The sequence below is a fragment of the Thalassolituus sp. UBA2590 genome, from assembly GCF_002339775.1.
Classification (GTDB): Bacteria; Pseudomonadota; Gammaproteobacteria; order Pseudomonadales; family Oceanobacteraceae; genus Thalassolituus.
Genome location: NZ_DDKU01000021.1, coordinates 1 through 25,293 on the forward strand (window position 1 = coordinate 1; position 25,293 = coordinate 25,293).

Genomic DNA, 25,293 nt, shown 5'->3' on the forward strand with positions numbered 1-25,293 from the left:
GATGGCGATAGGGTTGGGGTAGTTAATAACGACGATATAGCTGGACAGGACGAATGTGATAATCGCTGTTGCCTGAACCAGAAGGGATGCGCGCTCTGTCAGGAGTGCGCTCTCAATTGCCACGAATACTACCAACAGTGAAAACTCACTGATTTGCCCCAGTCGGAATCCAACATCCCAGGCTAGCTTCGGTGTTTCACTGAAACGCCCGAGAAGCACCCGGAACGTCAATGGTTTCAGCGTCAGAACAGCCCCCGCCAGTAACACTGCGCCAACCAGCACCTCCTCCAGCATTCCAAGATTGACGCCCGCACCCAGTGTGAAAAAGAACATGACCAGAAAGAAGTCTCTCAGTGGCTTAAGGCTGATCGCCATAAACTGAGCGATAGGGCTGGTTGCCAGAGTCACCCCGGCAATGAATGCACCTATCTCCTCGGAAAGTCCGATCACAGCAGCGGCCTCGGCAACAGCCAGACACCAGCCGATGGCCATAATGAACAGGTATTCCTGATAGCGATCGAAGCGTTGAATGAGCGGAAGAAGAATTAGCTTCACGATCAGGTAACAGGCTACCGCGAGTACAGGCAGGGCCAGAAACGGCTGCCAGACAGGCTGGTCGGATTCACCGCTCAGCACGCCAAGTAGTATGAGAGTCAGGATAGCGATCATATCCTGAATCAGGAGAAGACCGACCATGAGTTCACCACTGTGTTTGTGGTGGAGAACCGTCGTGGGCAGGAGTTTTAAACCAATGATGGTGCTCGAAAACATAAGCGCCAGGCCAACGATGATGGCATCCATAAATCCGTAGCCAAGCAGGTGTGTGACGCCGGCCCCTACGCCAAAGAACAGCAACGAGCTGAGTAGTGCAACGGACATCGCTTTCTTCAGTACCGCAAACAGCGAAGAAGGCTGCATATCCAGCCCGAGGAGAAAGAGAAGAAATATAATCCCGATATGAGCCATGTCTGTGAGCTCATCTGGGTGCTCAATCCAGCCCATGCCATACGGGCCTGCAATGGCACCGAGTGCTATGTAAGCGACGAGTATGGGTTGGCGTGTGTAGAGTGCGAAAGTCGCGAGAACGAGTGCACCGGCAAAAATAAGAAAGAAAGAAAAAACGATATCCTGTGGCATAACTCCCCCAAATGTGACTTAAGGTTAAGACACAGAAGGCGGGAGCGCCACAGAAAAGAGAGCGTGTTTTAGCTCAGGCGGCGTCTGAACAGCGGTCGCTGATCATTGACGTCATTCTGGTACGGGTTGGTGAAGGTGGAGAACGCAGCAATAGCGTCTTCAACGATCTGGTCTTCACGCAGTGCGTACGTATCGAAGCCGCAACGCTTCATGAAAAATACCTGATCAATCAGTACGTCACCGACGGCACGCAGCTCACCGGTGTATTTGTATTTTTCACGCAGCAATCTGGCCGCAGAATAACCACGGCCATCGGCAAACTTAGGGAAATCGATGGAGATGCGTGCGAAATTCGCCGCATCTTCACCAAAGAGATCTGCCGTTTGGTCGCTGGAAACGGTCAGTTCAAGTGACTGACCAGCGAAAGAAGCTTTCTCTTCCTGCCACTGTTCGAGTGTTACAGTTGTAAGCTCCGTGTCCTGAACCGGGCCCTGGGTATTAATCAGGTTTGCCATAGACAGCCTCCTTAAATGGGGTGTGGCCAACGCGGCGATAGACTTCGAGGAAAGATTCACCGTCAGTACGCTGGTCTACGTAGAAATCGAGAATTTTGGCAATCACATCAGGCATGGCCTCACGTGCGAACGAAGGTCCAAGAATCTTGCCCAGTGAAGAGCCATCTGCATCGTTGCCGCCAGAGTTGCCACCGAGTGATACCTGGTAGAACTCTTCGCCTTTTTTGTCGACACCCAGAACGCCGATATTGCCAACGTGGTGGTGACCACACGCGTTCATGCAGCCTGAGATATTCAGGTCGATTTCACCCAGATCCCACAGGTAATCAAGATTTTCAAAACGTGCCTGGATAGCTTCTGCAACTGGAATAGACTTGGCGTTTGCAAGCGCACAGAAGTCACCGCCCGGGCAGCAGATCATGTCAGTCAGGAGACCCAGCGTTGGTGTTGCCATGCCTAATGACTTAAGTTTCTGCCATAAGCCGAACAGTTCGGTTTGTTCGACGTCAGCCAGTACCAGGTTCTGGTTGTGGGTAGAGCGGAGTTCGCCGAAGCTGTACTCATCGGCCAGGTCAGCAACCTGATCGAGCTGCTCTGCGGTGATATCACCCGGTGGCGTACCGATCTGCTTCAGGGTCAGAGTAACGACAGCGTAGCCAGCTTTCTTGTGCTGACGCACGTTGCGCTCCATCCAGCGTGAGAAGGCTTTGTTCTCTTCCTTAGCTGCAGTGAGCTCTACCGGGTTGTCACTCAGCGTCTTGTACTCAGGGTCGATGAAGTGCTGCTTAACGCGCTCCAGTTCAGCCTGAGTCAGCTTGCCTTCACCATCTTTGAGACGGTTGAACTCTTCCTCGACCAGCTCGCGCATACGGTCAACGCCAAGGGCCTTAACCAGGATTTTAATGCGAGCTTTGTACTTGTTGTCGCGGCGACCAAACTGGTTGTACACGCGAATAACAGCATCAAGGTAAGTCAGCAGGTCTTCTTCTGGCAGGAAGGCACAGATTTCTTCGCCCAGAATCGGGGTACGGCCAAGGCCACCACCAACGAGAACACGGTAGCCAATTTCACCAGCATCGTTTTTAACAATGTTGATGCCGATGTCATGCATCGTGATGGCTGCGCGGTCCTGTCCAGGAACTGCGTTAACAGCAATCTTGAACTTACGCGGCAGGAAGGCAAACTCAGGGTGAAAGGTTGACCACTGGCGAATGATCTCGCAGTAAGGGCGTGGATCAACGATTTCTTCAGCGATCACGCCAGCGTACTCGTCAGTCGTGGTGTTACGGATACAGTTACCACTGGTCTGAACAGCGTGCATCTGTACTTCAGCGAGGTCCGCGAGAATCTGAGGGCATTGCTCCAGTTCTGGCCAGTTAAACTGGACGTTCTGGCGCGTAGAGATATGCGCATACCCTTTGTCGTAAGTGCGGGCAACATAAGCCAGCTTGCGCACCTGAGCGGAATTAAGTGCGCCATATGGCACAGCCACGCGCAGCATAGGTGCATAGCGTTGCACATAAATGCCGTTCTGAAGTCGCAGCGGCAGAAACTCTTCTTCAGAGATCTTACCGTCCAGATAGCGCTCCATCTGGCCCTTAAACTGGGCGACGCGCTCGTTCAGCAATTGCTGATCGTACTGATCGTATACGTACATAGTGATCCGGTTGCAGTAATTGGAATTATAGGAATAGGGGCGAACTTTAAACTGAAACGGCTTATCTGAAAATCAGAAAATGCGAATATTACTAATCGGTTTTACCGATTGTTCTTGTTGCGCTCAATGGCGGGAAACAGGTCTCGCATCAAGCAGGAGTCTGTCTGGGTAATCGGTGAAAACGGAGGACACACCAGCGCGGTAAAGCTTCTGGGCTAACTCAAGGCTATTAACGGTGAAGCAGGCGAGTGGAGTGCCTGCGCTAACTACTTCCCCGATCATGTCGGTATCAATAAATTCGGCATCAAAATGTAGGCCGGTTGCGCCCACCGATTCCATGCGGTCCTGCCAGTCAGCAGGAATCGCCTCAACGTTCAGAGCGCGGGTGTAATGAGAGAGTAGCGACTGCGCTTCCTTTAAAGCGAAGTAGTTAAAGCTCGAGAGTAGTATCGACTGACCAAAAGGGGTCTTGCGTAAAACCTGCTGCATCGCCCAGACGGTTTCAGCTTCGCGGCCAATAGTGGGTTTTATTTCGAGGTTAAGACTGAGATTGAGTGAGTCCGCCAGAATGAGCAACTCTTCAAGCGTCAGTATCCGTTCGTCGGATGAAAAGGGGGAGAACCAGCTACCGGCATCGAGCGCTTTCAGCTCTGCCAATGTCTTCTGAATCACCAGACCTTTGCCATCGGTGCATCGAACGAGGTTATGGTCGTGGAAAATGATGGCGTGACCGTCAGCACTGATAGTGACATCGACTTCTGCCCAGTCTGCGCCCTGACGAACGGCTTCGATCATGGCCGACGCTGTGTTCTCCGGTGCGCTACCACTTGCTCCACGGTGTGCGATCACCCGCGAAATACCTTTATAGGCTGATGGCGGTGTTCCAGGTAGCTGAACAGGCATAAAGTAAACTCTGAGTCCGTCTTATCCGCATACGCTAATACGTGATCTTTCCCTGAGCAAGACAAATTTAGATCATTAAACCTTGATGTGCGCCCAGTGCTTACGGCTCCATATGGTTCCGTAAATGATCGCGAGAGCCATGCGCTGGCAAGCCTGTAAAATCCAGATGCCTGTCAGGCCAAGTCCAAGGTATGGTCCGATAACCCAGGCGAGCGGCAGGAAAACCGCCCACTGCATCACCAGATTGATTTTGAGGACCTGCTTGCTGGCGCCTGCGCCGAGAAGTGTCTGGTTAAATATGATGGATGCGACTTCAAAAGCGATGGCGAAGCCGAGAATACGTAAAGGCCATGTGCCAAGTTCAATGAGTGCGGCATCGTTCGTAAAAATAGACAGTACCGAGTGTGGGGCTATCCACATCGGCAGGCCGAGAAGGGCCATGATGACGACAGATAATCTCAGGACATCCCAGCCCCAGCGGTGAGCATTTTCCTTTTCTTCTGCTCCAAGAGCATGGCCCACAAGGCTTGCGCCAGCGATGCCGAGGCCTACGGCAGGCATGATCAGTAGCAGGGACAGCTGCGTTAGAATGTGGCCAATCGCCTGCTCCTCAGTGCCTATCTGGCCAATAATCCAGAAAAGCACACTGAGCCCGAGCGCAAACAGGGTCTGGCTGACTGAGTTTGGTATCGCCAGACGCACCAGTTGTCGAATGGTGTGACGGCTGAGGTGGTAGAGTTTGCGAAAGCGTGTATCGAGTGCAAAGGTGCGCCAATAGAAGAGTCCTGCGGCCAGAACAAGCGATGCAGCTGACCCCATACCAGAACCTACGGCGCCGAAACCTTCCCAATAGGTAGTCCCAAAGGCTGTCAGTCCGAAGATCAGGAAGTAGCTGAACACGATATTGCTCAGGTGCATGACGAGTGCAATCTTCAGGTATACCGCGCTTTCCCCTATACCACTCCAGAACCCTCTGAATACAAAGGTCATGCCGACGAAGGTGAGGGCGGCGGTGCGCCATGAAAAGTACTCGGACGCCACAGCAATAACGGCTGCGTCATTGGTGTATAGGCCGATGTACTGTTCTGCAAATGCAATAAACAGGATGGTCGAGGGAATACCGATCAGAAGCGTCAGGAACAGGCCTGCGAAGAGAGGCTCAGTGGTCCTGTGGTGGCGTCGGGCGCCGTAGTGCCGGGATACGATGGCCTGCACGGCGGCAGACAGTCCCATCATGACGGAAACACACAGGAAGTTGGCGTAACTACCGATACCGACGCCAGCCAGGGCCACGTCATTGAGCTGGCCGACCATCGCGGCATCAATCAGGTTGGTGATGCTCTGAGAGAGCATGCTGCCAATAATTGGGATGCCAATGATAAGGATGCGGTTCAGTCGCGTCAGTTCGACGCGGCTGAGCCTCGACAGTAAGAGACGGCTGAATTGCATATCAGCTCGGGACTCCTTAGCGGTCGTAAGACAGGTTTGGCGCTAACCAGCGCTCCATCTGTTCCAGATCCATATCCTTGCGGGCAGCGATGTCCGTAACCTGATCTTTGTCGATCTTACCCAGGCCAAAGTACTTCGACTCAGGGTGGGAGAAGTACCAGCCACTGACAGACGCTGCTGGTGTCATGGCAAAGTTTTCAGTCAGAGACACACCGGTATTCGCTTCTCCGTCCAACAGGCGGAAGAGGGTCGCTTTCTCGGTATGGTCCGGACAAGCCGGGTAGCCTGGTGCCGGGCGGATACCCTGATACTTTTCTTTGATGAGCGCTTCGTTGTCGAGAGCCTCGTCAGGCGCGTAGCCCCAGAGATCCTTGCGGACGATTTCGTGCATACGCTCAGCAAAGGCCTCGGCCAGGCGGTCGGCCAGGGCTTTCATCATGATGCTGTTGTAATCGTCATGGTTCGCATCGTAATCGTTGGCCAGTTTTTCAGCCTCGATGCCTGCAGTAACAATAAAGCCGCCCATGTAGTCATCGGTTGTGCCTTCGGGAGCAACGAAGTCGGCAAGTGAGTAGTTTGGCTGTGCCGTTGGCTTGTCGGTTTGCTGGCGCAGTTGATGCAGTACAGCGAGCTCCGCCGAGCCATCTTCGTTGAAGACGACGATGTCGTCGTTGCCGCGCTTATTGGCAGGCCAGAGACCCACAACGCCACGGGCATTGAACAGCTTCTCATCGACGATACGTTTCAGCATCGCCTGAGCGTCTTTGAACAAGTTGGTGGCTGCTTCGCCGACAACTTCGTCTTCGAGAATGCGCGGGAATTTGCCGGCCAGCTCCCACGACATAAAGAACGGCGTCCAGTCGATGTAATCCACCAGCTCGGCAAGATCGAAGTTCTCGTAGACGCTCAGGCCAAGCTTATTTGGCTTCGGTGCCTGATAGTTCGCCCAGTCAGCCGTGAATGCGTTTTCGCAGGCTTTTTCGTACGGCAGCAGTGCCTTGGCCTTGCGGTTAGCGTTACGCTCACGCACGGCGATGTACTCTTCGCGGCGTTCTTCAATAAACAACTTCTTGGCTTCAGGAGAAACGAGCTTCTGGGCGACACCTACCGCGCGGGATGCGTCGGGCACGTAGACCGCAATGTCGTTCTGGAACTGAGGTTCGATCTTAACGGCCGTGTGCGCCTTAGACGTTGTCGCACCACCAATCATCAGTGGGATCTGGTAGTCGAGACGTTGCATTTCACGTGCAACGTGGACCATTTCGTCGAGTGACGGAGTGATCAGACCAGAGAGGCCGATGATGTCGCAGTTTTCTTCTTTGGCGACTTTCAGAATCTTGTCGGCAGGGACCATCACGCCAAGGTCAACGACCTCAAAGTTATTACACTGCAGGACCACGCCCACGATGTTCTTACCGATATCGTGTACGTCACCCTTAACAGTGGCCATCAGGATCTTGCCCTGAGACTCAGACTTACCGTCTTTCTCTGCTTCGATGTACGGCAGCAGGTAGGCAACCGCCTGTTTCATTACGCGGGCGCTTTTTACGACCTGAGGCAGGAACATTTTACCTGAGCCAAACAGATCGCCGACCACATTCATGCCGTCCATCAGAGGACCTTCGATCACTTCAATCGGGCGATCGAACATCTGACGGGCTTCTTCGGTATCTTCTTCGACGAACGAGTTGATGCCTTTTACTAGGGCATGGGTCAGGCGCTCAGCCACTGGCAGTGAACGCCACTCTTCGGTTTCTTTCTCCTGAGCAGAACCATCGCCGCGGTACTTTTCAGCAATTTCGAGAAGGCGGTCAGTACCGTCTTCGCGCTTATTAAGAATGACGTCTTCGACGCGGTCCTTAAGTTCTGCCGGTAAGTCGTCGTACACCGCCAGCTGACCAGCGTTGACGATACCCATGCTCAGACCGTTCTTGATGGCGTAGTACAGGAATACCGAGTGGATGGCTTCACGTACCGGCTCATTCCCACGGAACGAGAAGGAAACGTTACTCACGCCGCCAGAGATTTTGGCGTGTGGCAGGTTTTCGGTGATGTACTTACAGCTGTTAATAAAGTCCACAGCGTAATTGTTGTGCTCTTCGATGCCGGTGGCCACAGCGAAAATGTTCGGGTCGAAGATAATATCTTCTGGCGCGAAGCCCACTTTGTCGACGAGAACGCGGTAAGAACGCTCACAGATTTCGTTTTTGCGCTGTTCGGTGTCGGCCTGGCCTGTTTCATCGAACGCCATGACAACAACGGCGGCGCCATATCGCTTGCAGCGTTTGGCTTTCTCGATGAATTCCTCTTCACCTTCTTTAAGCGAGATGGAGTTCACGACAGCTTTACCCTGAATGCACTTCAGGCCAGCTTCGATGATTTCCCACTTCGATGAGTCGACCATGACTGGAACACGGGCAATGTCCGGCTCAGAGGCAATCAGATTCAGATAACGAACCATGGCCGCTTCAGAATCGAGCATGCCTTCGTCCATGTTGATATCGATGATCTGAGCACCGTTTTCAACCTGAAGGCGGGCAATTTCCAGCGCTTCGTCGTAATTTTCTTCTTTGATCAGGCGCTTGAACTTCGCAGAACCTGTGACGTTGGCGCGCTCGCCGACGTTAACAAACAGGCTGGTTTCATCAAAGTTAAACGGCTCGAGGCCAGACAGACGGCAGGCTGGTTTGATCTCGGGGATCGTGCGCGGCTTATGCTTCTTCACGGCTTCAGCAATGGCTTTGATGTGCGCCGGTGAAGTACCACAGCAACCACCGATGATATTCAGGAAGCCGCTGGCTGCGAATTCTTCAACGATGACCGCCATTTCTTCCGGCGACTGATCATATTCACCGAATTCGTTGGGCAGACCCGCGTTCGGGTGTGCGGATACGTAGCAGTTCGATTTATTGGACAGCTCTTCGACGTGCGGGCGCAGCTCTTCTGCACCCAGAGCACAGTTCAGACCGATGGTCAGTGGCTTGGCGTGCGCCAGCGAGTTGTAGAAGGCTTCTGCCGTCTGGCCCGACAGGGTACGGCCGGAGGCGTCGGTAATGGTGCCTGAAATCATGATTGGCAGCTCTTCGCCGCGCTGCTCGAAGACTTCCTGTACCGCAAACACGGCCGCTTTTGCGTTCAGCGTGTCAAATACGGTTTCGATCAGGATGATGTCGGCGCCGCCGTCCATCAGACCTTCGGTGGCCTCGATGTATTCTTCGACGAGCTGGTCGAAGGTGATGGCGCGATAACCCGGATCGTTTACGTCAGGCGAGATAGAGCAGGTCTTGCTGGTTGGGCCCAGAACACCGGCAACATAACGCGGAATGCCTGTTTCGGCCTCCACTTCGTCAGCGACCTGACGAGCGACTGCCGCTGCTGCGCGGTTGAGCTCGGGTACCAGGTCTTCCATGTCGTAGTCGGCCTGAGAAACGCGGGTGGAGTTGAAACTGTTTGTTTCAACAATATCTGCACCGGCTTCGTAGTATTGGCGGTGAATACCGGCAATGATCTCAGGCTGGGTGATAACCAACAGGTCGTTGTTGCCTTTGACGTCCTGGCTGATATCGGCAAACCGCTCACCGCGGTAATCTGCTTCCTCCAGCTGATGGCTCTGAATAAGAGTACCCATGCCGCCATCAAGTATATGAATGCGCTCCTGCATGTTCTTCTTTAGGGTGGCAATCCGTTCTTGGCGCTGTTGAATCAGGATGTCGTTGTTTGAACTCATAACACTATTGGTTAACTGGCGAAAAATGGCGGCAAATATTACCAGAGTGGACGTGGCCTGTCCTGTTTCGGGTGCAAAAGACGTTCTGCTGGCAAAACCCGAGTGTTTTGCTTGGGTATTTCGTATGAGGCCCCATATACGTTACAATGCGCGCAAGTTTACGAGGGAGTCATATGACTACATACGTTGAGATTACGCCGGACGCAGAAGAGTATCTGGCTGGCCTTCTGGAGAAACAGACGGTCGAAGGCATGTCGGTCCGCATTTTTATTACGCAGCCTGGTACACGCTACGCAGAAACCTGCCTGGCATACTGCCGCCCGGATGAGGTTAATCCGAACGATGAGCTGCAGCAGATGGATAAGCTCAACGTGTATGTCGAAGCAATGAGTATTCCTTATCTCGAAGAGTCAAAAATCGACTTTGCTAAAGACCGCATGGGTGGTCAGCTTACGATCAAGGCACCGAATGCCAAAATGCCGAAGGTCACTGAAGACAGCCCGGTAGAAGAGAGAATCAACTACATCCTCTACACCGAGATCAATCCTGGGCTCGCCTCGCATGGTGGCGAAGTGAGTCTGGTGGAGCTGACTGAGGAAGGTGTGGCCATCCTGAAGTTTGGCGGTGGTTGTCAGGGGTGCAGTGCCGTAGATATGACGCTGAAAGATGGGGTAGAGGCGACGCTTGTAGCTAAGGTGCCTGAGATCCAGAGTGTTCGTGACGTGACCGACCACACGCAGACTGAAAACGCCTATTTCAAGTAATACCTGTTTCAAGTAATACCTGTTTCAAGTAATACCTGTCAGGTGCCCAGGCCGGGGCACCTGAACCCTACCTGCACGATTGCATAGTCTTCAAAATACCATTCACGCCAGTGTCGCGAGGTAACAGAAACCGGTGTTTCTGTGTGGTTCTGGTTACCTCGGGTAGCACCTACTGGAGTGATTCGAAGGTAGCCCCGGCCCGGAATACCTGCGGTGCGACCTCCTCAACGCGGCAAACACGTATTCTTGCCTGCAGGGGTGTAACGGGACCGCTTCCCGGCGCGAGCACAAAATCGGCCACGTCGCCGTCCTGCAGTTCGGTATGGCTTTCCAGCTGAATCCCATGACTACTGAGGTCAATGCACGTAACCTGCCGCGTTTCTCCGTCGTCAGTGATTAATTGAGCCGGTGCGTCGATCTGCATTCTCATGTGTCGACGTTTTTCTTCGTAGGTGCGAGACAGTGTTTGCATGCGTTCCCCTTCGGTAGGCTGCGGTACGTTTCAAGGCCACTTTTACATCAATAGCAGATATCTAGCAGAGTTCATGCCATTGCCCGCTAAGCCCGCGGCGCTTCTGACAATTGCTTCATAATCGTTGCACTGCTTATGAGTTAGAGGTACCGTTCGCCAGATATTCGACGCTGGGGAGAGGCTGATGGCCGCGACCGTGCTGGTCATTGATGATGATTCCACTGTTCGGGACAGTGTGGTTGCTTACCTTGATGATTGCGACTACGACATGCAGTCTACTGGCAGTGGCCAGGAGGCCCTGGACCTGATAGATGTTTCCGTTCCTGATGCCGTTATCTGCGACCTGAAAATGCCGGGCATGCATGGTATTCAGCTTCTTGAAAAGCTACGCGAAAACCACCCGGATCTGCCAGTGATTGTAGTCTCAGGTGCCGGAGTGATGGATGATGTTGTGCGTGCGTTGCGCCTCGGAGCTGCGGATTTTCTGGTGAAGCCAATCCTGGATCTGGAGGTATTGGTTCATTCATTGCGCAAAGCCCTGAGTCACCAGACTTTGCAGCGCGAAAACAAAGCTTATCGGGAGCACCTTGAAGCAACGAATCGAGAACTGAAGCTCGGTCTGGATGAGCTTCGTGCTGATCAGCAGGCTGGACGCCATGCCCAGTTGCGTATGCTCCCCGAACCATTGAATATGGGTGATGTTTCCTGTGAGCACAAACTTCAGCCATCTCTCATGCTCAGTGGCGATTTTCTGGATTTTATGGAAGTTGACGACGACCGCCTGGCGTTTTACATCGCAGACGTGTCAGGGCATGGAGCGTCATCGGCGTTTGTCACTGTTCTTCTTAAGAACCTTACCTACCGATTGAAAAGAAACTTTCAGCGGGGCTCGAGTGACGACATTCTGAAACCAGATCTGGTTCTTGGTCGTATTAATAATGAGCTGCTGGCGTCTGAACTCGATAAACACCTGACGATGTTTTACGGAGTGCTGACGCTGTCGACGGGTGTTCTCTCGTATTCTGTGGGAGGACACTTTCCTATGCCTGTCCTGATCAGTAAAGGCGAGGCACGGTTCTTTGAAGGGCGCGGGATGCCGGTTGGGTTATTCAAGGAAGCGGAGTACAAGTCGATTGATGTCGAGTTGGCAGATGACTTTCGTCTTATGATGTTTTCAGATGGAATACTGGAAATAATTGATGAAGCGTCCTTGAATGATAAGGAGAGTAAGTTGCTGGCGATGGCCAGAGAGTCGGAAGGTAAGCTGGACACCTTCTGGTCAATAGCAGGCGTTGCCGGGCACGAAGAAGTGCCGGATGATATAGCCGTAGCCACAGTGTGTAGAGGTGTTTTATGACTTCAGGTGTGGTTGAAGTCGCCTTCGAAGAGGGCGTTCATGTAATTCGCCTCAGCGGCGATGTCAGGTTGAACCTGTGCTCAACCCTTGAGCGATACGTCGATGAATTTCTGGCACAGGGACATTTTCACAACGTGATGATTGACCTTTCTGCCGCTGAAGGCATCGACAGCACGACGCTGGGTCAGCTTGCTAAAATATCCATTCTTTGCCGCGATCGTTTCGATATAACTCCCACCATAAGCAGCCCTAATACTGGTATTACCCGAATCCTTCTCAGTATGGGGTTTGATCAGGTATTTCATATCGTTGATAGCGAAATTGAAGACGACGGGGGTTTTGAGCGCTGGGCTGCGGATGCGGTGGATGAAGAGTGCGCTCGCGAGCAAGTGATCGAGGCGCATAAAGTACTGATGAGCCTTAATCATAAAAACGAAGAAACCTTTCGCGAATTAGTGGACACGCTAGAAGCGGGTCGCTGAGTTAATCTGATAGAACCATGTACACACCAGGGGGATGTTGTGTCTATTAAGCGTGCTGCCGTCATTGGAGGGGGTAGTTTTGGAACTGTTATTGCGAATATCCTCGCAGACAATGGCGTCGAAATTTTACAGTGGATGCGCAACGAGTCGGTTGCTGAGTCTATCAACCACGAACACGTAAACCCCGATTACCTTCCCGATACCAAGTTAAATCCTTCATTGAAAGCAACGACGGACCTGCAGGAAGCTGTTAGGGGGGCTGAGGTCATCTTCGTGTCTGTGCCGAGCAAGTTCGTGCGCCAGGTCGTCGGGTCTTTTGTTGATGACCTGGAACCTGCTCAAGCTTTGGTCAGTACGACGAAAGGTATCGAGCCGGACCGTTTCCTATTGATGAGTCAGGTTCTTCAGGAGCTTTGCCCGAACAACCCGGTAGCGGTTATCAGTGGCCCTAATCTGGCTAAAGAGATTGCCAAGCGTGAGCTTGCCGCAACAGTTATTGCTAGTACAAACAGTGACTTACGTAGGAATCTTCAGGAATCTTTGAGCTGTAGTTACTTCCGTGTTTATGCTTCTGATGACTTGTATGGCGTCGAACTTGGCGGGGCGCTGAAGAATATTTACGCCATCGTATCGGGCTTTATTGCTGCACTGGGGATGGGTGAGAATACCAAGTCCATGATTATCACCCGCTCGCTGGCTGAGATGAGCCGTTTTGCCGAAGCGATGGGAGCGAACCCTCTGACCTTCCTGGGCCTTGCTGGCGTTGGCGATCTTGTTGTTACCTGTATGTCGCCCTTGAGTCGCAACTATCGGGTTGGTTACGCCATTGGCTCAGGTCAGTCGCTTGAAGAGTCGGTGGATGAGTTGGGAGAAGTTGCCGAAGGTGTGAATACCCTGCGCTATGTCAGGGAAAAAGCCCTCGAACTTGATATATATATGCCTTTGGTAATGGGTGCGTATGAGATTCTGTTTAATCATGCCGACCCAAAGGATGTGGCAAAAGGGCTTATGACAGGCGCGTTTGCGTCGGATGTGGAATTCGCATTGCCCAGCCATAAAATTTAAGGCGACCCCTGCGGTTGCCTGCAACCACAGGGGGTGTATGTATGCCCAGGCTCTTCATCTTTCGACATGGCACGGCAGTTCCGGGCATGGACCTGGACTCAGAACGAACGCTTACCCCATCGGGTGAGCACGAAGCTCGATGCGCTGGCGCCTGGCTGGCGCAGACTCTTTCCTCAGGCGCTCGCCTGGTCGTCAGTCCTTACCTTAGGGCTCAGCAGACCGCGCAGGCTCTGGCGACTCCCTTTGAGGTGGAAACCTGGGCTGAGCTGACCCCGGCAGGCGATCCTAATGCCATCGCTGACCTTCTCTTGGAAGAAACGCGCGACGTGATCCTGGTATCTCACCTTCCTCTTGTGGGTCGGCTTGCTTCGCTGTTGGTTGATGGTCGGGCGATGGATCAACCATGGTCGCCGGCAGAAGGCTGGCTTCTGAGTGGCGATCTATTTGCGCCTGGCTGCATGACGGTTGAGCAGATCTGGTATCCCGCGCTGCAAAATCGCTACGGTGAGGCATCAAATCACTGAATAAAGGACCTTTTCCACCTTGAGGTCAGTTATTTAGCAGGGTAGTGTCTGGCGTTTGTTTATATCTACAGCGACAGGCTATGACTCAAGCGTTACATATTGCCCACGCCAACGGCTTCACGGGTGGAACCTACAACGTTCTCGCCGATCGGCTGTCTGAACATTACCGCGTCGACGCGATTGACCAGATAGCACATGACCCGAAGTATCCAGTCACGGATAACTGGAATCATCTGGTTCAGGAGCTGATTCATCATTTCGAAACTCAGTTTAATCAGCCGTTGATTGCAGTTGGCCATTCGTTAGGCGGTGTGCTGAGTTTGTTGGTTGCTTTGCGACGGCCTGATCTCGTCAAAGCGCTCATCATACTCGACTCTCCTGTTATGCCTGCCTGGCAAGCGCACGGTATGCGATTTCTTAAATTGACGCGACTCAATGAAAGACTTTTTCCGATTCGCAGGATTGAAGAACGTAAAACGCAATGGGCCGACTTCGATGATGCGCGAGAGTACTTCTCGGGTAAATCTTTGATGAGAAACTTTGATTCGAGATGTCTTGATGATTACATCCGCAGCGGGACCCGCGAAGAGGATGGTGTGCTTAAGTTGACCTACGACCCGCAACTTGAGGCCAATATATGGCGTACCATTCCTCACAATATACACTCGCGAGTTAAAGGAAAGTTAAAGGTGCCTGCGGCAGTCATTGGCGGAAAGAGCAGTGAGTACTTTAAACCCGTCAATGGTGCCTACATGAAAGCCGTCGGCATGAAGCTTAAGTGGATCGAAGGGTCGCACATGTTTCCGCTGGAAAACCCCGAACCTACCGCTGATCTGATTCATCATACAATCCGGGAGTTGCTGGGTGGTCGCTGAAATAAAAGATGCCCCGTTGGCAGGCTTGCAGTGGAGTGGGAGTGGTGAAGCCTGCAAAGGCGGAGAGAGAGTTCTTTGCCTTCACGGGTGGCTGGATAATGCGGCAAGCTTCTCGTTGCTGGCTGAACGGCTCACGCAAGGTGCCGACGGTAATACCACGGTCGCGATAGATCTTCCCGGCCACGGAAAGTCTGGTTGGCATTCGCCTGGTCAGGGGTATCCTATATGGGGTTATACCCACGAGCTGAAAACCGTAATCGATACCATGGCGTCTCCAGTTGATTTGGTGGCTCATTCGTTGGGTGGGTCACTAGCACTGTGCCTTGCCGCTGCATTCCCTGAAACGGTCCGCTCGATCGCTCTATTGGACTCTCCTGGCCCCATGGTGACACCCGAAAATCAGATCGCATCGCAACTGCGTGACGGTGTGCTGTCTCGCGATAAGTTGCGTCCCTCACGCCAGTTTTCATCGATAGCAGACGCTGTTGCTGCCAGAAAAAAAGCAACCCCTGAGCTTAGCGAAAGTGCACTGACGATATTGGTAGAACGCAACCTGGCTAAGTGCGAATCCCATTTCGAGTGGCGTACCGATCCTCAATTAAAGCTGACTTCTGACCTGCGTCTGAGCGAGACCCAGGTAGAGCACCTGATGCGCGCCGTAAAGTGCCCGGTGTTGAGCATTCGGGCAGAAAGCGGCCTTCTGCCACTGAAGTTCTTTGAACATCGAATGGGATACCTGCAAAATGTCGACTCGTTGCAATTGCCAGGTCATCACCACTTTCACCTGGAAGAAGAGACTGCTCCGGCCATTGCTGACGCGATATTAACTTTCTGGAAAGGACTCTGATGAACGCCTCCGTAGTTAAGCAGGCAATCTGGTTTGTTGTACTTATTTCCGCACTGCTTGCCGCGCTTGCGACCGGCTGGATGCTGCATAAGCCGGCCGATTACGGTTACAGCTTCTGGTACGACCAGATGGACATCCGCGGGCATATCGACAAGTACGGCCCTAAAAACCGCTATATTCGTGGCTTTGACGATCTTTCGCGGGAGCAGCATCTTGAACTGTTCGGCGGTATCGTTGATGCCGTGCATAACCAGGGCAGAGGGTTAGCAGAGCTTGAATTTACCGACAGTCGTGGCCGCACAAAACCATTATTGAGAAAGCCCGAAATTGTTCATCTGCAGGACGTTGCCAACCTGATTGATGTGCTGTCAGTGGCGGGTGCGGTCAGCCTGTTAATCGCAGCAATCGGTACCTTTATGCTGATACGGCGTCGTATCCCCATTCAATGGAAGCAACAGGGTCTCTTGCTCGGCGGACTTCTGGGGGCGGTTGCTCTTGTGCTTTTGATTGCTGGCCCGGAAGCCGTCTTTTATCGGCTTCACGTCTGGATCTTTCCGGACGACCATCAATGGTTCTTTTACTATCAGGAGTCGCTGATGAGCACCATGATGAAGGCGCCGGACCTGTTTGGCGGGATTGGGGCGACGATAGGTGGTCTGGGGATTGTTATCTTCGGCCTGTATCTGCTTCTTGTCAGCCGCCTAGTCAGGTAGAAATTGTGGCAATCCGTCACCTGACTCCGTGTGAGCTTTTGCTCCTGCCTGCGGGCATCAATGTCCTTATTCTTGGATTGTGCGTCGCTTGTTCGGGGATATTTCCTCAGGCAGCAGGTGGATTCATTTTCTTTACGTTGCTTTCTAGCCCTGTGCTTGTTTTGCCTTCTGCCTTACTAGGAGTCGCGTGCTATTTCAGATGGATAGATGTGCGGCGGTATCGTCGCTGGCGACAGTGGCTTAAACCTTGGGGACTTGCGCTGTTGCTGTCGATTATTTGCTGCCATTTGGTTTTTTATTTGGTAGCGAGCGATGATTATCCAGACGATATGGCAGCTGTAGCCGTCTATTATGTGGGAGTGGCTCAGATATTGCTGAGTCCCGTTTGGATTACTCTTAGCGCAATCTGGTATTCGTGGGTGTCATCCCGCATGGTAGACACTGACGAGTCTGAACTTAAAACCCCGGCTCAAGCTTAAACTCCATCCGCTCACCTGTTGTCGGGTGATCAAAATCCAGTTCCTTGGCATGCAGACACAGCCGAGGCTCAGTTTTTGCGGCTTCTCCTGCGTAGAGTGTATCGCCAACAATCGGGTGCCCGATCTGCTGCATATGCAGGCGTAACTGGTGTGAGCGCCCGGGTGCCGGTAAAACCGTCCTGGGTCTGGAAGTGTTCCGGAAATTGCGTCGCCCGACACTGGTGCTTTCGCCCACCCGTATTATCAGGGATCAGTGGATACGTCGCCTCACGGATTTTGGGGTGGAAGGTGAACCGTTCGATCTTCACTGGATAAGTACTGATCTATCCCGGCCTGCTCTGTTGACGTCTGCGACTTATCAGGCAGTGCATGTAAAAGCCGTGAGGCAGGGTGCACAGGTTCCACCTGATGATGAGCCTGAACCGCCTGAGACTGACGATCAGTCATCTATCCCTGATGCTAAGGCGCTACCCCTGATGCTAAGGCGCTACTGGCTGTGATTGCTCAAGGCGGCATAGAGGTTGTCGTTTTGGACGAGGCACACCATCTTACAGCCGAGTGGTGGAAAGCTTTGAAAGCTGTTGTTACCTCGGTTCCTGAAATCGTTCTCGTGTCACTTACAGCGACAACTGGTCAAGTTGAATCGGTTTGGCTTGCTTTTGGACGACCGGGTGTAATTCGGCAATACCCTTTAAGACTTTTTTCACATGAGGGGCTTTGGTGGGATCAGGGAAGCCCTGATCAAGATGCCAAGCTGCCAAACCGGCTAGTCGTTGACGCAGTGTATTCACGGACAATGTATTGGTATAATCCACCAGATACCTCGCCACACTGTCGGCCGTTGCAGGAAGAAAGCCACCCCAATGACTTTCAAAATGTTCAATCGCCGCACGGTAACTTAACCGAGTGTTATCGCTCGGATGTAGTGATCTACATCTGTCATGCCTATTTCCTTGTACCGCTTGGCGAGCGCTCGTTCCTTGTACCGCTTGGCGAGCGCTCGGGTTTTGGTAGTAACTCTCCCAATATCCCGCACTGGTCGACCGATCTCGCGTTGCCGCATTTAAGCCGTAGCTGCTTGAGGTCGCCATGAAGCTTTTGTAAGTCCTCGATACGAGACTCTACAACGAGCAGGTGCGTATCAATCATCTCATTTACCGCCTCGCACGGCGTCTCCGGCGAGTTTTGTAACGATACCAGGTGTTTAATTTCGCTTAAGGTCAGGTCCAGCGCACGGCAGTTTTTGATGAAAGACAGTTTTTCTAATACCACACTGTTATACAAACGAAAGTTTCCTTCGGTACGCTCAGGCGCCGAAATTAAGCCTTCTTTCTCGTAGTAGCGAATTGTCTGGATCGAGCATCCACTGCGTTTTGCCAGCTCACCAATTTTCATCTTTCTTTAACCCGCCTCTTGACTCTATAGTTACTACAGAGTTTACACTTTCTATTAATGTATAAACAAGGGCCAGCTATGACTGAAGACTCGAAGACTTGTGGTTGCAATGCCAGTCAAGACACGTCATTGCAACCTGAATCGCAAGCAGAAAGTGATGCTCAGGCTGAAATGAGCCACCTGAGCGTATTTGACGTTCCTAAGATGGATTGCCCATCCGAAGAGAACTTGATTCGTACGGCTTTTGCTAGCTTTGAAGCAACCGTCGTCTTCGAATTCGACTTGCCCGGACGCAAGGTGCATATATATCACCCTAATATGGCGGATAAAGTGGAAAAAGCCATGAAGTCTGTTGGCCTCGGGGCAAGCTTGGTCTCATTCGAGTCAGTAGATCACAATGCGGTTCAGGCTGCCTTGGAAGTCACAACAATCAATGAAACGCGGGAGGCTCAGGCATTAAAGTGGCTGCTGGCCATTAATGCCTTCATGTTTGTACTTGAGCTCGGCGTGGGCATTGTGGCGCAATCTACAGGGCTTATCGCCGACTCACTGGATATGTTCGCCGATGCGGCGGTCTACGGCGTGTCGCTATATGCAGTGGGCAAGGCGGCCAAGTTTAAACTCAAAGCGGCTCACTTTTCGGGTTGGCTGCAGATTGCACTTGCTCTGGGTGTTCTATCGGAGGTTGCCAGACGCTTTTTATATGGAAGTGAACCGGTCTCGGTGCTCATGATGAGCTTTGGCGCCGTGGCCTTGATAGCAAATATTACCTGTCTCTTGTTGATCTTCAAATCGCGAAACCAAGGCTCCCATATGAAAGCGAGCTGGATATTTTCTGCCAATGACGTGTTGGCCAATGCGGGCGTGATAACAGCGGGAGTTCTAGTGGCGGTGACAGGGTCTCAAATGCCAGATTTGGTCATCGGCCTATTAATAGCAGGCCTGGTTATGTGGGGGGCGGTTCGCATCTTGCGACTGAATTAAACGCGATATGGTCAATACAATCCGACAACTACTCACCAATAAGCCATTGATGCTATTGCTCATCAGTGGCGTGCTCTGCGCTTGCGTTAGCAACAATCGGCCAAACAATATTACTTCTATTGGTATCGAGGACTTAACTCAAAAAAAGGCAGTGAATGCCATTATTTTTGACAATTTAAGCCCCGTAGTACAGGAAAAAACAAACAATTTCGATCAAGCGGCCAAAGATATAACCAATGCTTTAAAGGAACAAGCCAAGGCCAATAAAATACGCCTAAATAACACAGCCACATATACTGGGGATTGGCTCGATGTTGCCGATCTGCATTTCAATGACGCAGACTATAACTGGACCCTAAGGTTTTGGGACTCAAACCTACCTAAGTTAGGATTTCAAAACTTTTCAACAGACATAGATTCCTCCATCGAGGTGCATTTCCGCTATTGCAAGGAACGAACGATACAATTTGCGAATATTTCGGAATTTCAATTATCGAAAGATCGCGAATATTGGCTAAAACATTTTTACCCTGCAGCGATACACAGCCTGTATTTATTGATGAAAGGCAATATAGAACTAGCACCCATTCAAGTAAAAGCTTATGGCGGCAGGTTGGTTAGCGGCACAAAACTTGGTTAGAGTGAACACTTCATCTTTGTGTTAAATCGCGAGACAGAAATATTTATTGTTCCCAAGTTAAATGTGAATTCTTGACATCCTATTGTGTATTTTTTAATCGAAATCTAGTGGCAGTCCTGATGGTAAAACCCACCCTAATATATTTGATGCTCGTATTGACGGTTTTTCAGTCAAGTATCGCTATGGGGGATGTAGACCAGATAACACAGTCAGGCTCTGATAATTTTTCAATTAATAATATTCTAATTGGGCTCGGCGAGATTGATCCGCCTGAAACAAATATTGATCCGCTTGAAGAGGAGCACGATTGCAGTCACTGCAGCCTTTGCCATGGACATGGTTGTCCCGTGATTTTAGTTAAAACGTTGAGTTTTACGTTTCAAAAAGCACGAACAAATGTCCCTGATTATCGTAAACGCATCTCCTCTGAAGTGCCTAGTCCTCTCTTACGCCCTCCTATCTTACGATCTTAATTAAACAAACTATTCACTCCGCTAACGCGGAATAGATTGACTTAATCAGGATCATTTTATGCGAATTAACCCACTTAATCGGTGTCGGGCGATTTGCCTGTCAGCTATAGTTTTGGTCGCCGGTATATCCGCGTCTCCTAGCTATGCAAGTACTGACCCCGCTCTTACATTAAAAGACGCCATTGCCCAGACGCTAGAACGGAACCCGCAGCTATATCAGTACACCCTCGCTACTGAAATATTTGAAGCTCGAAAGCAAACCCACTCTTTGCGTCCAGCAATAGAACTCGAACTCGAAGTAGAAAACTTTGCGGGATCCGGCGATACCCAAGGGTTTGACGGTGCAGAAACCACACTACAACTCTCATCGGTTATTGAACTAGGGAGCAAGCGCAAGGCGCGTATGTCCCTAGTAGATGCTCGAATCAATAAAAATCATTGGGAACAGCAAGCGGCCACATTGGATGTCTTGGGTCAACTGACCCAAGTATTTATCGAAGGCTTGTCAACGCAGGCAAATATCGACCTTGCTAACAACTCATTGAATCTGTCGCGATCACTGTTCAAGGCCGTACAAACACGAGCCAGGCAAGGCGCGACACCTGAAGCCGAGGTTATGCGTGCGCAGGCTGCCGTCATTCGGGCGGAGCTTCAATTAGCGGCGTTGACCTCAAAGCTTCAACGACAAAAAATACTGCTGGCACGTTTTTGGGGCGAGACATCTCCCGAATTTAGTCACCTAAATGGAAATTTATTCGAATCTGGTAAGAGCGAGAGTTTCGATCAGCTTTATGCGCGCATTAAGACATCGCCTTCTCTTCAGGTATTTGCGAGTGATGCACGAATAAAAGATGCGGAAGTCACGTTAGCTCGCGCAAGTGGTCGCAGCGATATTACCTGGCGTGCAGGTGTTAGGCGCTTTGAAGATACCGGTGATTCTGCGTTAACCGCTGGCCTGTCAATGCCGCTGTTTGCATCCAAGCGAAACCGAGGTGAAGTTAAAGCCGCACTCGCTGAACGCAACGCCACTGAGTATGCCAAGCAAGACTCCCTCCTGCGTTTGCATGCAAAACTCTTCGAAGCTTGGTCTCTACGAAACCAAAACATGGACGCTGTGATGAAGATGGAAGACACGGCCATCCCCGCTCTGGAAAAGGCATTTCAATTAACCAAAAAAGCGTATGAAAACGGACGATATCGATATCAAGATCTCGTCGCAGCACAGGAAGAGTTACTCGCGACAAAACAAGCCCTTATTGATGCCGCCACGAATGTGCAGATAAGCCAGGTACTGATCGAGCAGTTAACCGGTGCATCGATCTCTGAATAAACCGTTTTGAACAATTTAAATGACCCATCAATACATGGATCAAACAGGACTAACAATGAATAAATACTTACTCACACTATTTCTATTGCTTGGCGTTTTAGCGCCGATTCAAAGCACCTTGGCGGATGACGACGATGATGAATATGAAGAAATCAGTCGAATTAACGACGAGTTATCTACCAAGGTAGGCATTGTTACCGCAAAAGCAACTGCCGGGACAATCAGTCAAACCGTTACCGTCTATGGGAACGTGACACAAGCGCCTGAGAACAGTCACGAAATTTATGCGCGTTTCCCCGGCATTATCAAATCAGTCAATGTTGTAATCGGTGATACCGTTAAAAAAGGGGATCGCATCGCGACCATTGAGTCAAATGAAAGCTTAAAAAGCTATCCAATACACGCTCCGGCATCCGGGGTTATTGTGCAACGCCACGCGAACCCAGGTGAACCGACACAACAACGGCGGTTATTGACGATTACCAACTTGGATACGGTGTGGATAGAGTTCCGTATTTACCCGGAAAAGCAGGCAAAAGTGAGCGCGGGACAGCCTGTTTCTATCACCATCAACGATAAGACTATTCGTTCCGATGTAGCCCACCTAATACCGGCTGAAGATAAACCATACGTACTTGCGCGCGTCAAGCTTGATAACGATGAATTAAGGCTTTCTCCAGGTCTGCTTGCCAAAGGGAAAATACATACCAATGAATTTGACGTTTCTTTGGTGGTGACGAAAGACGCCGTACAAGAATTGGGGGAACGATTAGGCGTGTTTGTTAAAGAAGGTGAAGCTTATGAGTTTGCGCCTTTGGTACTAGGGAAATCCGACGACAATTTCATTGAGGTTGTTTCAGGACTGGAACATGGGGCCGAATATGTTTCAGAAAATAGCTACTTAATCAAAGCGGATATTTTGAAATCCGAAGCTGAAGACGACGACTAGGGGTGCATTATGATTGAATCAATTTTGCGCCTCGCGATAGAGAGGCGTTTTCTATTTTTAAGTTTTATTTTGGTGATTGTTGGTATTGGCGTGTGGAGTTATCAAAAACTTCCCATCGATGCAGTACCGGATATCACCAATGTACAGGTACAAATTAATACCTCGGCACCAGGCTATTCGCCTCTGGAGGCGGAACAACGGATCACCTATCCCGTTGAGACGGCTCTTGCCGGCTTGCCCAAGCTTTCGCACACGCGTTCTTTATCTCGCTATGGCTTATCTCAAGTCACGGTGGTATTTGAAGAAGGCACCGATATCTATTTCGCTAGAAACCTGATTAATGCGCGCCTTGGTGCGATTAAAAGTGTGTTACCTGCAGGGCTAGAGCCAGAGATGGGCCCCATATCAACGGGCCTTGGTGAGATATTTATGTATACGGTTCAAGCAGATCCGTCTGCGCGCATGAGTAATGGCGAGCCGTATACAGCCACTGCGTTACGAGAGATTCAGGACTGGATTATTAAACCTCAGCTCGCCCAAGTAAAAGGCGTCATCGAAGTTAACAGTATTGGCGGATACAACAAGCAATACCATGTGCTACCAAACCCGGAAAAACTGTTATACCACCAGGTCAGTCTCGAAGATGTTGCTGATGCCCTACGGTCAAATAACGATAACCGAGGTGCCGGCTACATCGAAGCCAATGGTCAGCAACTATTGGTTCGTTCTCAAGGTCAATTAGCCACGATTGAAGAGATTCGTCAGGTCATCATCAAACAAAATGATGGTGTGCCTGTGAAAATAGATGATGTCGCAGAAGTTGCGATAGGCAAGGAACTCCGTACCGGTGCCGCAACGCGAAATGGTGTGGAGACAGTGCTGGGAACCGCCATGATGTTGATAGGCGAGAACTCTCGTACTGTTGCTCGAGATGTCGCGCTTAAACTGGCGGATATACAAGCCTCGCTGCCAGAAGGCGTTATTGCGGAAGCGGTATACGATCGCACAAGCCTGGTTGATAAGGCCGTTAAGACAGTAAGCAAAAATTTATTAGAAGGCGCGCTACTCGTTATTGTTGTGTTATTTGTATTGCTGGGGAATATACGTGCTGCACTTATCACCGCTGCAGTCATTCCTTTGGCGATGCTGATGACGATAACCGGCATGGTAAAAACGGGCGTGTCAGCCAATTTAATGAGCTTGGGAGCGCTCGATTTTGGTTTGATTGTCGATGGCGCTGTAATTATCGTTGAAAATTGTATTCGACGCTTGGCTGAAGCACAGCATCAGAGTGGACGGCAAGATCTTCGTGAACGATTGAATACGGTATTTGAAGCTACATCCGAAGTGATACGCCCAAGCCTGTTCGGTGTCGCCATCATTACCATCGTCTACATCCCGATATTTAGCTTGACTGGCGTTGAAGGAAAAATGTTCCACCCGATGGCTGCGACCGTCGTGATGGCGCTAATTTCTGCCATGATATTGTCGTTAACGCTGGTTCCTGCAGCCGTCGCGGTGATTATGAATGGAAAAATTAGTGAAAAAGAAAGCGTCGTCATCAGCGCAGCCAAATCTGTTTATCGTCCGTTACTGCTTGCCACACTCAAGTTTCGCTGGGTAGTCGTCTCAGGTGCTGCTCTACTTGTGGCGTTCAGCATTTGGCTGGCGACCACTCTAGGTTCAGAATTTGTGCCGCAATTAAACGAAGGTGACATTGCTCTTCAAGCGCTACGCATACCCGGTACAGGCTTGGAACAATCTGTCGAAATGCAGGAGGTTCTGGAACAGCGCATTAAAGCGTTTCCGGAGGTCGATAAAGTCTTTGCTCGAATAGGCACACCAGAAGTGGCCACTGATCCCATGCCGCCAAGTATTGCTGATATGTTTGTGATTCTAAAACCCAGGAATGAATGGGCAGAACCATCAAAAACAAAGAATGAATTACTTGAAGAAATTGAAGAAGCGCTGTGGCAACTACCCGGTAATAATTATGAATTTACCCAACCCATACAAATGCGTTTTAACGAACTCATTTCGGGTGTGCGAGCAGATCTAGGAATAAAGATTTTTGGTGATGACCTGGACCAACTGACCCTTACCGCAAAAGACATCCTACAGGTTGTAAGCAAGATTGAAGGCGCGGCCGATGTCCGAATGGAGCAAGTTGAGGGGTTACCATCGTTATCAGTAAGTCCTAAACGAGAAACGCTCGGTCGCTATGGTTTGAATGTGATTCAACTACAGGATTGGATTGCTGCAGCAATAGGTGGCGAATCAGCGGGTGTTTTATACGAAGGAGATCGTCGCTTCGAGCTGATCGTGCGCCTTCCCGAGTTGCTCAGACGGGATATCGAAGGACTGAAATCCTTACCTGTTCCTCTTCCCAGCGGCGACTATGTCCCTCTGGAAGAAGTGGCTTCTCTCACTATTGCGCCTTCTCCGGCACAAATTAGTCGAGAAAATGGGAAACGACGTGTTGTGGTAACAGCAAACGTGCGCGGGCGAGACCTGGGAAGTTTTGTTAGTGAGGTAAAAAAGGAAATTCACGAACAC

At 51.0% G+C, this 25,293-nt stretch carries 24 protein-coding genes; 14 read left to right on the forward strand and 10 right to left on the reverse strand.

Features of this window, described 5'->3' with window-relative positions:
• The 6 genes from B2067_RS01660 to metH all read right to left on the reverse strand — a co-directional run.
• The coding region (locus B2067_RS01660) for a cation:proton antiporter (protein WP_301387263.1) at positions 1–1,137 on the reverse strand (1,137 nt) is incomplete at its 3' end.
• A gap of 68 nt (positions 1,138–1,205) precedes the next feature.
• Complete coding sequence (locus tag B2067_RS01665; protein WP_297532648.1) at positions 1,206–1,652, reverse strand: DUF934 domain-containing protein; 447 nt, start codon at positions 1,650–1,652, stop codon at positions 1,206–1,208.
• Positions 1,636–3,309: a nitrite/sulfite reductase gene (locus tag B2067_RS01670; RefSeq protein ID WP_297532650.1), complete on the reverse strand. Its 1,674-nt coding sequence runs from the start codon at positions 3,307–3,309 to the stop codon at positions 1,636–1,638. The genes B2067_RS01665 and B2067_RS01670 overlap by 17 nt, the downstream gene beginning before the upstream one ends.
• A 123-nt stretch (positions 3,310–3,432) precedes the next feature.
• On the reverse strand, positions 3,433–4,212 hold the full coding sequence (locus B2067_RS01675) for a glycerophosphodiester phosphodiesterase family protein (protein WP_076517798.1): 780 nt from the start codon (positions 4,210–4,212) through the stop codon (positions 3,433–3,435).
• Positions 4,213–4,287: 75 nt separating this feature from the next.
• Positions 4,288–5,661: an MATE family efflux transporter gene (locus B2067_RS01680; protein WP_301387264.1), complete on the reverse strand. Its 1,374-nt coding sequence runs from the start codon at positions 5,659–5,661 to the stop codon at positions 4,288–4,290.
• A 16-nt stretch (positions 5,662–5,677) separates the two neighbouring features.
• Entirely contained in the window at positions 5,678–9,388 is a 3,711-nt protein-coding gene (metH, locus tag B2067_RS01685) for a methionine synthase (protein WP_301387265.1), read from the reverse strand.
• A 173-nt stretch (positions 9,389–9,561) separates the two neighbouring features.
• Between metH and nfuA the strand changes: the two genes are divergently transcribed.
• Positions 9,562–10,152, forward strand: a complete 591-nt coding sequence (gene nfuA / locus B2067_RS01690) for a Fe-S biogenesis protein NfuA (protein ID WP_068439136.1) — start codon at positions 9,562–9,564, stop codon at positions 10,150–10,152.
• Positions 10,153–10,321: 169 nt separating this feature from the next.
• Here nfuA and B2067_RS01695 read toward each other — a convergent pair whose 3' ends face one another.
• Positions 10,322–10,624 carry a PilZ domain-containing protein gene (locus B2067_RS01695; RefSeq protein WP_068439134.1) on the reverse strand — a complete coding sequence of 101 codons (303 nt, stop codon included), beginning with the start codon at positions 10,622–10,624 and terminating at the stop codon, positions 10,322–10,324.
• Between the two features lie 184 nt (positions 10,625–10,808).
• Between B2067_RS01695 and B2067_RS01700 the strand changes: the two genes are divergently transcribed.
• From B2067_RS01700 to B2067_RS01730, 7 genes are all read left to right on the forward strand, one after another.
• On the forward strand, positions 10,809–11,981 hold the full coding sequence (locus tag B2067_RS01700) for a fused response regulator/phosphatase (protein WP_301387266.1): 1,173 nt from the start codon (positions 10,809–10,811) through the stop codon (positions 11,979–11,981).
• Positions 11,978–12,463, forward strand: a complete 486-nt coding sequence (locus B2067_RS01705) for an STAS domain-containing protein (RefSeq protein ID WP_068438859.1) — start codon at positions 11,978–11,980, stop codon at positions 12,461–12,463. Before B2067_RS01700 ends, B2067_RS01705 begins: the two co-directional genes overlap by 4 nt.
• Positions 12,464–12,502: 39 nt before the next feature.
• Complete coding sequence (locus B2067_RS01710) at positions 12,503–13,528, forward strand: NAD(P)H-dependent glycerol-3-phosphate dehydrogenase (RefSeq protein ID WP_068438855.1); 1,026 nt, start codon at positions 12,503–12,505, stop codon at positions 13,526–13,528.
• Between the two features lie 41 nt (positions 13,529–13,569).
• Complete coding sequence (gene sixA / locus B2067_RS01715; protein ID WP_068438854.1) at positions 13,570–14,052, forward strand: phosphohistidine phosphatase SixA; 483 nt, start codon at positions 13,570–13,572, stop codon at positions 14,050–14,052.
• Positions 14,053–14,132: 80 nt separating this feature from the next.
• On the forward strand, positions 14,133–14,927 hold the full coding sequence (locus tag B2067_RS01720; protein ID WP_068438852.1) for an alpha/beta fold hydrolase: 795 nt from the start codon (positions 14,133–14,135) through the stop codon (positions 14,925–14,927).
• Entirely contained in the window at positions 14,917–15,774 is an 858-nt protein-coding gene (locus B2067_RS01725) for an alpha/beta fold hydrolase (protein ID WP_068438850.1), read from the forward strand. Before B2067_RS01720 ends, B2067_RS01725 begins: the two co-directional genes overlap by 11 nt.
• Positions 15,774–16,487, forward strand: coding sequence for a DUF1461 domain-containing protein (locus tag B2067_RS01730; protein ID WP_068438848.1), 714 nt, complete (start codon positions 15,774–15,776; stop codon positions 16,485–16,487). The genes B2067_RS01725 and B2067_RS01730 overlap by 1 nt, the downstream gene beginning before the upstream one ends.
• Positions 16,488–16,943: 456 nt before the next feature.
• Here the strand turns inward: B2067_RS01730 and B2067_RS01735 are convergent, their stop codons facing one another.
• Positions 16,944–17,099 (reverse strand): hypothetical protein, encoded by a 156-nt coding sequence (locus B2067_RS01735; protein ID WP_348655036.1) that lies wholly within the window; start codon positions 17,097–17,099, stop codon positions 16,944–16,946.
• 58 nt (positions 17,100–17,157) lie between these two features.
• Between B2067_RS01735 and B2067_RS01740 the strand changes: the two genes are divergently transcribed.
• Positions 17,158–17,466 (forward strand): hypothetical protein, encoded by a 309-nt coding sequence (locus B2067_RS01740; RefSeq protein ID WP_301378846.1) that lies wholly within the window; start codon positions 17,158–17,160, stop codon positions 17,464–17,466.
• Positions 17,467–17,583: 117 nt separating this feature from the next.
• Here the strand turns inward: B2067_RS01740 and B2067_RS01745 are convergent, their stop codons facing one another.
• Positions 17,584–17,781 (reverse strand): hypothetical protein, encoded by a 198-nt coding sequence (locus B2067_RS01745; RefSeq protein WP_301387267.1) that lies wholly within the window; start codon positions 17,779–17,781, stop codon positions 17,584–17,586.
• 130 nt (positions 17,782–17,911) lie between these two features.
• Positions 17,912–18,361 carry a Cd(II)/Pb(II)-responsive transcriptional regulator gene (gene cadR, locus B2067_RS01750; protein ID WP_068436107.1) on the reverse strand — a complete coding sequence of 150 codons (450 nt, stop codon included), beginning with the start codon at positions 18,359–18,361 and terminating at the stop codon, positions 17,912–17,914.
• Between the two features lie 78 nt (positions 18,362–18,439).
• On the opposite strand from cadR, the gene B2067_RS01755 reads away from it, so the two are divergent.
• The 5 genes from B2067_RS01755 to B2067_RS01775 form a co-directional block, all read left to right on the forward strand.
• Positions 18,440–19,345, forward strand: coding sequence for a cation transporter (locus tag B2067_RS01755; RefSeq protein WP_018275126.1), 906 nt, complete (start codon positions 18,440–18,442; stop codon positions 19,343–19,345).
• Between the two features lie 7 nt (positions 19,346–19,352).
• Complete coding sequence (locus tag B2067_RS01760; protein ID WP_297532679.1) at positions 19,353–19,985, forward strand: hypothetical protein; 633 nt, start codon at positions 19,353–19,355, stop codon at positions 19,983–19,985.
• A gap of 531 nt (positions 19,986–20,516) precedes the next feature.
• Complete coding sequence (locus B2067_RS01765; RefSeq protein WP_068436103.1) at positions 20,517–21,788, forward strand: TolC family protein; 1,272 nt, start codon at positions 20,517–20,519, stop codon at positions 21,786–21,788.
• A 55-nt stretch (positions 21,789–21,843) separates the two neighbouring features.
• Positions 21,844–22,737, forward strand: a complete 894-nt coding sequence (locus B2067_RS01770; RefSeq protein WP_068436100.1) for an efflux RND transporter periplasmic adaptor subunit — start codon at positions 21,844–21,846, stop codon at positions 22,735–22,737.
• Between the two features lie 9 nt (positions 22,738–22,746).
• A partial coding sequence (locus B2067_RS01775; protein ID WP_301387268.1) for an efflux RND transporter permease subunit occupies positions 22,747–25,293 on the forward strand: 2,547 nt, incomplete at its 3' end.

Coding starts and splice junctions, on each gene's coding strand:
- B2067_RS01665 (WP_297532648.1), bottom strand. CDS start 1,652: ATGGCAAACCTGATTAATACCCAGGGCCCGGTTCAGGACACGGAGCTT.
- B2067_RS01670 (WP_297532650.1), bottom strand. CDS start 3,309: ATGTACGTATACGATCAGTACGATCAGCAATTGCTGAACGAGCGCGTC.
- B2067_RS01675 (WP_076517798.1), bottom strand. CDS start 4,212: ATGCCTGTTCAGCTACCTGGAACACCGCCATCAGCCTATAAAGGTATT.
- B2067_RS01680 (WP_301387264.1), bottom strand. CDS start 5,661: ATGCAATTCAGCCGTCTCTTACTGTCGAGGCTCAGCCGCGTCGAACTG.
- metH (WP_301387265.1), bottom strand. CDS start 9,388: ATGAGTTCAAACAACGACATCCTGATTCAACAGCGCCAAGAACGGATT.
- nfuA (WP_068439136.1), top strand. CDS start 9,562: ATGACTACATACGTTGAGATTACGCCGGACGCAGAAGAGTATCTGGCT.
- B2067_RS01695 (WP_068439134.1), bottom strand. CDS start 10,624: ATGCAAACACTGTCTCGCACCTACGAAGAAAAACGTCGACACATGAGA.
- B2067_RS01700 (WP_301387266.1), top strand. CDS start 10,809: ATGGCCGCGACCGTGCTGGTCATTGATGATGATTCCACTGTTCGGGAC.
- B2067_RS01705 (WP_068438859.1), top strand. CDS start 11,978: ATGACTTCAGGTGTGGTTGAAGTCGCCTTCGAAGAGGGCGTTCATGTA.
- sixA (WP_068438854.1), top strand. CDS start 13,570: ATGCCCAGGCTCTTCATCTTTCGACATGGCACGGCAGTTCCGGGCATG.
- B2067_RS01720 (WP_068438852.1), top strand. CDS start 14,133: ATGACTCAAGCGTTACATATTGCCCACGCCAACGGCTTCACGGGTGGA.
- B2067_RS01730 (WP_068438848.1), top strand. CDS start 15,774: ATGAACGCCTCCGTAGTTAAGCAGGCAATCTGGTTTGTTGTACTTATT.
- B2067_RS01735 (WP_348655036.1), bottom strand. CDS start 17,099: ATGCAGCAGATCGGGCACCCGATTGTTGGCGATACACTCTACGCAGGA.
- cadR (WP_068436107.1), bottom strand. CDS start 18,361: ATGAAAATTGGTGAGCTGGCAAAACGCAGTGGATGCTCGATCCAGACA.
- B2067_RS01755 (WP_018275126.1), top strand. CDS start 18,440: ATGACTGAAGACTCGAAGACTTGTGGTTGCAATGCCAGTCAAGACACG.
- B2067_RS01760 (WP_297532679.1), top strand. CDS start 19,353: ATGGTCAATACAATCCGACAACTACTCACCAATAAGCCATTGATGCTA.
- B2067_RS01765 (WP_068436103.1), top strand. CDS start 20,517: ATGCGAATTAACCCACTTAATCGGTGTCGGGCGATTTGCCTGTCAGCT.
- B2067_RS01770 (WP_068436100.1), top strand. CDS start 21,844: ATGAATAAATACTTACTCACACTATTTCTATTGCTTGGCGTTTTAGCG.